Below are 10,170 nucleotides of genomic sequence, written 5' to 3'. Positions count from 1 at the left end.
CGAAAACTAATGAATAGTTTTCGACATGTTAAAAGGAGGTGAAAACAAATGAAAATTAAAGCGAAACCAATGCAAATCAAGAACCTTAAAAATGTAGCACGTTACGGCGGTGCATGCGGTAAATGCTAAAAGTGGATATAAAAGAAATACCCCTTCCCTAGATGGGGTTTCTTTTATAACTTAAAAATAAAAGGGTGACCAATACATTGATATACATTGATTATATTGAAAACTATATTCCTGAAAAAGTAATAGACATATCAGAATTACAGGAGTACTTAAATTTAAAAAATTATCAAATTAAAGTATTTAAAAAAATCCACGGATTAAAAGAAATCAGGAAAGAAGAAGGTTCATTAACAAAATTATTAAGTACGCCAATATTAAATATATTTGAGCGAAACAGTAGTTTTAGACAGGAAATTAAATACATTATTTATTGTCATACTATTCAGAATGTTCACCCGTTTCCATTGGATTTGTTTAAAGAAATAAGTGAAATTTGCAATATACATAATACGATAAATTTTTCAATAAATCAACAAAATTGCGCTTCAAGTCTAGTCGCATTAGAAATTGCAGACAGCTTATTAAATAGTACAGATAAAAACGATAAGGTGCTCTTGTTAATGGGGGAAAAGGTTTTCAATCCAATTATGCAATTAATTAATAATACCACTATTTTAGGAGAGGCATCAACAGCAGTCATCTTATCTAGAAATAGTAATAAAAATATTAAGTTTATTAAAACAAAAACTAAAATATTAGGGAAATATGCTGAAGGAATCGGCATTAGTCAGGAAGAACAAAAACAATTCGAAAAAAATTATGTACCAACCTTGTCAGCATTAATAATAGAAACGGTTAATGATCTTGATTTAGAATTGTCAAAAATATCTCTAATCTTACCGCATAATGTGAATGTATCTTCTTGGAAACAGATATCTAAATCCTTAGAGTTTCCTATCCAAAAAATATATTTAAAAAATGTGGAGAAATATGGACATTGCTTTTGCTCTGATCCATTTTTAAATTTAGATTGCGCAATCAGTGATGGCCTGTTAAAAAAAGGTGATTATTTCTTGATGGTTTCAGTTGGCTTAGGTGCAACGTTTGCTGTGAGCCTATTTCAATTTTAATGGAGGTATGAGATGGAAAATATAGGTTGTAATTTAAGTGCTCATCTAAAAAAAGCATTAGTAGACGACGAAAAAGCAAAATTTATATATATTAATAACTTTGAAGTTGAACAGTATTGGAAACCGCCAGAAACGGTAGGTATTCCTTCGGTTTCCATTGGTAATGCAAGGTTGATGGTCAATAGATTGGAAGAACAAGGTGTATTATTTGCCAGCCCAACAGATATTGTAATTCTAAAACGACCTGTCAGTACTCACTTCTTGCAGTATTTACAAAGTTTACTAGAGTGTCCGGATATTATCTATGTTGAGAACAGTAATCCAAACTTAAATATTACGAAGGACATTCTAAATTGCAAAAAAACAATTCAACATCTAAAAGAACTGAAAAATACGAATAATAACATTTACTTCATGCCTTATGGATGTTCTGAGTACGAAGAACAGCTCTCAGAATTAACAGGTATTCCTCTTGCAGTGCCAAGTAGTCATGTTTTTAGCAAAGTAAACACTAAAGTATATAGTCGTGTTCTGAATCAAAAAGTAAATATCAGGCAGATTCCTGGAGGGGAGTGTGATTCCGTAGATAGTTTGTTAGAGACATATCAAAACTTGAAGCATTATCTAATAAGTGGAGAAAGATTAGTCTTAAAGGAATCTCTGGGTGTGTCAGGAAAAGGATTAATTATTATTGATTCGGAAGAAAAATTTAATAAAGCAATTAAGATGATCGAAAAAGGGCTTAATAAAAAAACCAATGGAAAAGTGAGCTTTGTTTTAGAAAAATGGATTAGGAAAACAGCTGATATTAATTATCAAATACTAATTGAAAGAAACGGCAAAGTTATTTATTACGGTGCAAAGGAATGCATTGTAGAAGATGGAGTTCATCGTGGACATCTTTATCCAACTTACATCACAAGAAAGTTGGATGAAGAACTACGTAAAGCGGGAGAAAAAATAGGTGGACAATTATATCAAGACGGTTATTACGGAATAGTTGGAATCGATGCGATATATGATCAGGAGGATATGCTTTGGCCAAACCTTGAAATCAATGCACGATTTAATATGGCCTCCTACCAAATGAGAATACAAGAAAATTTTTTACAAAATCAAGGGCACGCATTAGCAAAATATTATGAATTAAAGTTGAGTCGTCAAATATCATTTAATGAAATATTTACTTTACTTGAAAACTTTATGATTACTACCAATGGAAAAGAAGGTTTCTTAATTAACAATTTTGCGACTGTTAACTCCGGTTTCAGTAAAGAAGGTAAGTTTTTCAAGGGGAGATTGTACGGAGTTTTAATGGCAAGTAATACGGGTTCACTGTTTGATTTGGATCGTAGAATACAGATTCAATTAAATAAAATTCAAGAATGAGGGGAGGAAACAAGATAAATGGTATATGAAATACAAGGAATACCTATAAGTGATTTAGCAGAAAAATATGGTACACCTCTTTATATATATGACGGGCAAGAAATTTCTAATATATTTTTAGAGTTGAAAAGCAATATTACAAAGCATCTTGAAGTATTTTTTTCTTTAAAATCGAACCCTAATATTTCTGTCTATAACTTGCTAAAATCATTGGGAGCAAAAGCTGAAGTTTCTTCATTGACAGAATTAAAAACGGTCCTAATGGCAAATACAGATCCAGAAAATATTATTTTTTTAGGGCCGGGGAAAAGTGAAGAAGAAATTACAAGTTGTATCGATCATTCTATTTATGCAATCGTATGCGAATCTTTTCAAGAATTAGAATTAATCAATAAAATTGCTTCTATTCGCAAAAAGAGAGCACGTGTGGCAATTAGAGTGAATCCAACATTTTCAATTAAAGGTTCTAGGCTCGCAATGGGAGGAAAGCCTCGGCAATTCGGAATAGATGAAGAAATAGTATTTCAAAATTTAGCCTTGCTGAAGTCATATGAAAATGTGGATATTATTGGAATTCAAGTATACATGGGGACAAGAATTTTAGATGAGAATGTGATCTGCCAAAACACAATTAACATTTTAAAGTTGGCAGTACGGTTTAGTGAACAAACGGGTCTAGCATTACAATTTGTCGATATTGGTGGAGGATTAGGCGTACCTTATTTTAGTAATGAAGAGGATCTTAATATACAAAAATTAGGTGAACAACTATCTCCTATTATTAATGACTTTAAAGACTCTTTTCCGAATACAAAGCTGGCGATGGAAGTAGGCAGATATCTCGTTGCTAAATCTGGCATGTTTGTATCCAAAGTCAATTATATAAAAAAATCTAGAGAAGAAAATTTCATTATAACAGATGGTGGAACAAACTGTCATATGGCTGCAGTCGGAATAGGTAGTTTTGTTAAAAGAAATTTTCCTATGAAGAATTTAACGAATTTAGATGAGGCGGACATTGATACTTATAATGTAACGGGTCCACTATGTACTCCAAATGATGTGGTTGGAAAAAATGTTGAACTCTCAAAGGTCCAAAGAGGGGATCTTATTGGGATTTTACAATCAGGTGCATACGGTCCAAGTGCATCACCTGGTCTGTTTTTAAGTCATGGTTTTCCTGCTGAAGTGTTGATTCATAGTGGGAAACACTATCTGGTTAGAAGACGTGATAATTCAGAGGATATTATAGGCAAACAAATACTAGTTAATGAAAAGATATTTCATTTAGTTTAATACAATAATAGAAAGGAATTGATAAATAATGAGTAAGAATACTTTTGAGGTGGCTATAGCAGCATTAAGAGAAGTGTTGGATATTGATGAGATGGAGGAAATACTACCAGAAACAACATTAGAATCATTAAGTCTTGATTCTACATCGATTTTTGAACTTTTAATGGTTTTGGAAGACAATATTGAGGGATTATCTATAGATCCCGAAGACATTGAACCGGAATATTTTGAATCCGTAGAGACAATTGTTGATTATATTGATAAATCTTTAGTAAATGCATGAATGAATGAGTATGATAAAAATTAATTCGTATGTATGTAAACGGTTCTTGGAAAAGAGGTCATATACTCATAGTATTGGGGAAATTCAATTTCAAACAGATTTAGCAGATATGTATGGACTTAAGGTGGATGAATCTCTATTGAATTCGGGGTTGAATAATTCATTTAGTTTTATGGGAGCTAGCTTAATAGATCATTTATTAAAAACCGGGAATAAAATCGATGATGTAGATTTAGTCGTTTTAGTTTATTGTATCCCTGATATCAATCCGTCCATTTCAACTGTCAATTACTTAATTGAAAAATATAATCTAAATGCAAAAGGTTTTGCTGTTTCAGCAGTAGATACTTATGCTCCTTTTGCAGCAGTAAAAATCATCAAAGAGTTATTTTTTACAAAGAAGTGTAAAAAGGCACTTTTGTTAATGCTCGATCAATCTACATTATCATATTATGCTCCAGGTGTTAAAGATATTGAAGATACAGCAATTGCTTGTCTATTTGAAAAAAATGGAACTGGTCCTTGTCTTGAACTGAATGAGTGGGGTTATGAATCCAATACTAATCTGCATGAATGGATGAAAAAAATGAATCTAAATCAAAGTGATGATCAGTATATTATTTCGTCCAATCTAGAAGAGAAATATACAGAAATGCCATCCGAAATCACCTTTATTGCTTCCTCTAAGCAATTATGCACGTCCTTGTTTGCAAAGTTATTAAAATTAATACAAAAGGGCAAGATTCAGGGAGATTCATCTATTTATTTGTTAGATGGAAGCTTAAAGGAAAATGAACTGTATTATATGAAATTTAGCATACTTGGAGGTTGAATGTGAGTTTTGGAATTGCAAAAATTGGCACATATATCCCGAGCCTAAGGCAAAAGATTGATAAAGTATTAGAGTACTCTGGCTGCAATGAAAGAGAAATAAAATTAATGAAAAGATTACACAATATCCATCAAGTTCCCATTGTTGAAAATGGACAAAGATTGGAAGAGACCCTTCGTTATGCATTACTAGACCTTCATTTAGATATAAAAGTTGATTTAGTCTTGTATGCTCATTCGTTACTGGCGCAAGTTCCACATGATTATGGGTTGTTAAATAAAGTCTTAATGCCATTTGATTTATTAAGCACAAAAAAATTCGGGATTGCTCAAGAGGCATGTGCTTCTTCCTTTTATGCAATGGAGCTCGCAGACTTGTATTTTGCAAAGAAAAAAAGTGTAAATACGATTCTATTAATCTTGGGAGACCAATCCAATATGACTACTAGATTAAGATATATAGAAAATTCTACCGTTATTGGAGATTCGGCAGTGGCAGTTCTGTTACAGAAAAAAAACGAAACAAATAAAGTACTGTCCATCGGTGTTTATAGGGATACTCGTTTTAATCAAGGGTTTTACGAAAATCCCCAAAAAACAGCTTTATTTAACGAAGAATACGTTTCCATTATTATTAAGGCGATACATGAAACATTGACAAAGGCGAATGTAGTTCTCGATGAAATTCAATATATTCTTCCCTACAATGTGAATAAAATGACTTGGCGAAAGTTTTCAAAACTTACCCATTTTCCTTTAGAAAACATCATTTTGGATTTGCTTCCCGAGATTGGCCATACGTATACAACAGATTGCTTTATAAATTTAGATTATTTACAATCTCAAAATAGATTAAAAAAGGGAGATAAGATTTTAATGGTAAGTGTAGGATTAGGTTGTTTTGTGGGATCTGCTGTCATTGAACATTAAGAATTTATAATAAAAGGAGATAAATAATGTCAACACTTTTATCATCAAAAAATGAGAATTTATTGAACTATATAAATCGATTTTTAGAAGAGACCCGTGGTTTGAGCCTTTTTGAAGCTTTTGAATGGATTTTCAAAGCCTTTGAAAATCCAATTATTATATCATCCAATAATTATTTTCTTGCTCCTCACTCTGTTCTAGAGAATCCGAATACGCATATTCTTAGAGGTAATAATCTCTATCAATTGACCGAACTAAAATTTAATAAGGTTAATAATCATTTCATGGAACATGAAATGATTAGCTTATTTAAAATGGATGACATACCTGAGAAGGGGTCCAACCAGATAGAAAATATTCCTTTAACAAAAAATGACTTTGCTATATTCATGCGGACGTGGATTGCATTGGAATGCCTTGCTTATGATAAAAAGCTTTTGAGCAACCGTTATTCAGGAAAATTACCGATTATTCAATACCAAATGGTGAAAGGGCAGTTTTCGGAGGCCATTATTAAAATATATTCAATTATTAACAACTATATCAATGGAAATACCACATTAGAGAATAAGTCTTTCAATGTATTTATTCACAATGAAATAGATGATTGTATGAATACTCTGATTAACCTAACTGGTGGTCATGGTGTCCTGACGGAAACAGTGAGCAGAAAAATTTATTTATCTTTTGTCATCAAAAACCTGTTTGTAGAATCGGAGTGAATATTTTGAATATAGAAAAAATAAATGCTTTTGAAGAAGCTATTAAATCGTACTATCAAGAATTTCGGGATATTGGACTAATCATAGATGAACAGCCTGATCGGCTACATGAATTTACGGATTTGGCCAGTGTTCAATTGTTATCACGAATGATGATTCCCTCTGAATATAATGATCATCCATTTATCATTAATAATACAAAATTTTATGGTTTAACTTGCATTGAGAGAGTCATTGGGACTGAATGGCTTTCCTATGGGGATGCGGGAGTCGTTGTGGGGTGTCCGGGGCCTTCATTATCTGGAATCATTATTCAAGATTTTGCCGATGAGCAGCAAAAGGAACAGTATTACAGCAAATTGCTATCCAAACCTTGTTGGACTTTTTTTGCCTTAACTGAGCCTAATAAGGGGTCGGACGCCATGCATATTGAAACAAATATGAAGAAAGTAAATGCATGCGATGGGCAAAGGTTATTAAACGGTGAGAAATATTTCATTGGGAACGGTACTCGGGCGGAAATCGGAGTTGTCTTTGCGCGTACCACAACCGGTCCAATAGGAATTGAAATGTGCTTGATTGAAAAGGACTCAGATGGTTTTTCTGCCGAAGCACTTGATACGTTAGGTCTCCGCGCTCCGAAACTTAGTAGATTAACCTTCCAAAATGTTCGCATAAATGAAGAACAGATTATTGGAAGGCATTTAAGCCCTTTAAAAAGAGGAATGCATGGAGCCATTACTGTTTTTAATAAAATGCGTCCTACAGTAGCTGCTATGGCACTGGGTGTTTCACAAGCAACTTATGATTACATGATTACCAATAAGAAGAATTTATCCTTAGATCAACAACAGAAACTGGAGCATTTTCAAAATGAACTAATAACTACTAGGAATCTCATTCGTCAAGCTGCATTGGAAGTGGATATTAATCCGCGGAATGGTTATGTCGGATCAATTGCAAAAGTGAGGGCTACTTCATTAGTGAAGCAGATCACTCAATATGCGCTAGATTTATTTGGTGAAGGAGCCTTTTTTGAACATCCATATTTAAACAAATGGTTCAGAGATGCATTTGCGTTTGAAAACATGGAAGGTACTTCAAATATATTAAAATTAAATATTTTTCAAAGCTACATGAATGGAAAGATTTCGTATGTATAACATATGTGATTTAAATGTATCATTATCATCTTTGGCAATTCTACATATGGATCGAAAAAATTATTATTTAGATGGAAAAGAGCCTTCTGATTTTTTTAGGTTAGAACCACATTTGGAAATAGATGCATATTATCATAACATTCCAATAGAAACGGTCGAGTCCTATTCTATCAAAATTGACAATCAGCAAGTGACCTTGTCGGAAATGTTACACAAATGCCATACGGAACTATTATCAGTAGTAAACAACTATCAGTGTTTATTAATTTCAAATTCGTTTTCAGATCGCCAGCCGGAAATACAGCCGCTTCCAAGAATTTTAGAATGGTCCGACAAGAAACCAAAAAATTATTTTGGTGTTTCTCATTTAGGCTCATTAGCTTCTATAGATTGTCTAGAAATTCTGGAACTTTGTTTAAATGAAGAAGAAGAAGGAATTCTTCTATTAGGAGAACAATTATTTATTGAGCAAAACCGGTACAGGACAGGCTATCTTCCCTTATCAGATTTTGCAATGGGCTTGCATTTTTCTAAAGGACACGGATCGATTCAAATTCTTCAAATTGGAAATTATCCCTTAGCTGAATATCAATCAAATATAGAAAATAGTAAAATTCACTTTTCTAATATCATTAAGCAAATCTATGAATTGGTGTCACATCAACATCAACCGAAGTGGGTTATTGTCCAAAATTTATTTGGTCGAATGGAATTCCTGGAATCCGATTTGTTTTTTATCCGGAAGACAAATGTTGATCAGAATTATCAAAGTAGTGATGTCTGGTACACGTTTACCGAATTACTGTTATCAGGAAAATTGAAAAAAGAAGAGAAGATACTTATAATATCGGCAAACCGAGATTTGAGTACTTCATTTGCAGTTCTTCAGTTTAATGGGATGCCTCTAGTTTCCAGTTTTAAGTGGTAAGGAGGAGAAATTTTGCCAAGAAATATAGATTATTTAAATGATCGAATTATTCCGTTGATTTATAAAACCTTTATTCCAATGGTATTGGCTTCTTCAGTTTCGATTGTCACGCAACTGGCCAATACTTTTTTTATGGGGCATGAGCATAAGGAAGCTCTGTATATTGTTGGTTTATATATTCCATTTTCTTTTTTTATGACTGCATTGATTGAAGGTTTTCAAATTTCGAATGCCTCTTCCGTTGCATTTGAAAAAGGAAGGGAAAATACCGAGCAAATACCTAAGTTGATTAATAATTACCTTCTATATGGAATCTTAACCAGTTTAATTATTGCGATTTTCATTAGTTTATTAACACCGATGTTCGCCGATTATTTTAACGTTCGTAATGAATCAATCAATTTATTTAGGAAGTATACTCGGTTAATGGTCTTTCTTACAATATTCTCAGTAGTAAATGCCATACTGTTATCCAGTATAAGGGGATATGGCCTTGTAAAGATTTCTTCAGGAATAAGTACGTTAACCTCAGTATCCAATATCTTATTAGTTTATATTTTTGTAGAATATTACCTTCTTGGCGTTTATAGTATTGTCCTTGCTAATTTTATTGTAAGTAGTATCTCAATAATCATCAGTCTATTTTTCCTATTAAAATATAAAATTGTAAAATTTCAAATTTTACCTTTTTCATTGAAAAAATTTAAATTAGAGGAAATTGCTAAACGTAAAATCTTGAATATTGGTATTCCAGTGGCTATTTCTTATATTTTAATCTTTATTAGTACATTTTTCTTCAATAAAATCCTAATGCCATTTGGAAATGAGGTGGTAGCGGGTTTTGGAGCGGCATATCGATTACAAACAATCGTCCTTCTAATCGCGATATCTTCTGGTAATACATTAGGTCTTCTTATGAATCAGAATTTGGGGGGCAATAATTTAGAACGTTCCTTTGAAATCTATAAGAAAGGAATGATCAATATAGTAGGAATCTACATTATCATTGGCACGGCCATTTTTTTAGGTAAAGACCTAATCGCTTCTTTTTTAATTGCTGACGGGGAAGTGAGCGTACATACAGCAAATTATTTAAAGATTGTTGCTTTATCCTATATTATCATGGGACCCATGATGTCATCATTATTGGTGCTTGAACAAATTGGCAAAGGATTTCAGGCGTTCTTTTTAAATTTTTTATATTTCTTTTTTATAGTTATAATCGGATGGTTTTTAACAAACCATTACCAGGAAGAGAGTTTATTCTACTGGACAATCAGCTTATTGAATGTTTTCGCCATTACCGGTATTTTATATAGTTATTTTGTCATCAGGAATAGTTTTCAATTGAAACAAACACAATTGAATAAAGAAATAAAAAGGGCAGTTGAAATGAATGGATAAAAACCAATCTTTTTATATCGTTGAACCGTATTTTGACGAGTATTTAGCGCCGCGGTTTCTAATTTTACTGTTATTAATAATTTGT

Annotated in this window: 10 protein-coding genes; all 10 read left to right on the top strand. The window is 32.4% G+C overall.

Going from position 1 to position 10,170, the window contains the following annotated elements; genetic code table 11:
• The first annotated feature begins 206 nt into the window (after window positions 1-206).
• The 10 genes from AMD00_RS05100 to AMD00_RS05055 are packed head-to-tail and all read left to right on the top strand — an operon-like array spanning window position 207 to window position 10,085.
• Complete coding sequence (locus AMD00_RS05100; protein ID WP_053415981.1) at window positions 207-1,139, top strand: 3-oxoacyl-[acyl-carrier-protein] synthase III C-terminal domain-containing protein; 933 nt, start codon at window positions 207-209, stop codon at window positions 1,137-1,139.
• 12 nt (window positions 1,140-1,151) lie between these two features.
• Window positions 1,152-2,528 carry a preATP grasp domain-containing protein gene (locus AMD00_RS05095; RefSeq protein ID WP_053415980.1) on the top strand — a complete coding sequence of 459 codons (1,377 nt, stop codon included), beginning with the start codon at window positions 1,152-1,154 and terminating at the stop codon, window positions 2,526-2,528.
• An 18-nt stretch (window positions 2,529-2,546) separates the two neighbouring features.
• Window positions 2,547-3,824, top strand: coding sequence for a diaminopimelate decarboxylase (gene lysA, locus AMD00_RS05090; protein WP_038182929.1), 1,278 nt, complete (start codon window positions 2,547-2,549; stop codon window positions 3,822-3,824).
• 28 nt (window positions 3,825-3,852) lie between these two features.
• Window positions 3,853-4,107 carry a phosphopantetheine-binding protein gene (locus AMD00_RS05085; protein WP_038182926.1) on the top strand — a complete coding sequence of 85 codons (255 nt, stop codon included), beginning with the start codon at window positions 3,853-3,855 and terminating at the stop codon, window positions 4,105-4,107.
• A 4-nt stretch (window positions 4,108-4,111) separates the two neighbouring features.
• Window positions 4,112-4,939, top strand: coding sequence for a hypothetical protein (locus AMD00_RS05080; RefSeq protein WP_211258614.1), 828 nt, complete (start codon window positions 4,112-4,114; stop codon window positions 4,937-4,939).
• Between the two features lie 2 nt (window positions 4,940-4,941).
• Window positions 4,942-5,868, top strand: a complete 927-nt coding sequence (locus tag AMD00_RS05075) for a 3-oxoacyl-[acyl-carrier-protein] synthase III C-terminal domain-containing protein (RefSeq protein ID WP_053415978.1) — start codon at window positions 4,942-4,944, stop codon at window positions 5,866-5,868.
• A 26-nt stretch (window positions 5,869-5,894) separates the two neighbouring features.
• Entirely contained in the window at window positions 5,895-6,590 is a 696-nt protein-coding gene (locus tag AMD00_RS05070) for a hypothetical protein (RefSeq protein ID WP_053415977.1), read from the top strand.
• A gap of 5 nt (window positions 6,591-6,595) precedes the next feature.
• Window positions 6,596-7,753, top strand: coding sequence for an acyl-CoA dehydrogenase family protein (locus AMD00_RS05065; protein ID WP_053415976.1), 1,158 nt, complete (start codon window positions 6,596-6,598; stop codon window positions 7,751-7,753).
• A 46-nt stretch (window positions 7,754-7,799) separates the two neighbouring features.
• A complete protein-coding gene (locus AMD00_RS05060; RefSeq protein ID WP_211258613.1) occupies window positions 7,800-8,681 on the top strand; it encodes a hypothetical protein in 882 nt (293 codons plus the stop codon).
• Window positions 8,682-8,693: 12 nt separating this feature from the next.
• On the top strand, window positions 8,694-10,085 hold the full coding sequence (locus AMD00_RS05055; RefSeq protein WP_053415974.1) for an MATE family efflux transporter: 1,392 nt from the start codon (window positions 8,694-8,696) through the stop codon (window positions 10,083-10,085).
• Window positions 10,086-10,170: the final 85 nt, after the last annotated feature.

It is taken from the genome of Viridibacillus arvi, assembly GCF_001274945.1.
GTDB classification, from domain to species: domain Bacteria; phylum Bacillota; class Bacilli; order Bacillales_A; family Planococcaceae; genus Viridibacillus; species Viridibacillus arvi.
Note: the sequence above shows the minus strand (reverse complement) of the source record. Positions and strands in the feature narration are given on the sequence as shown.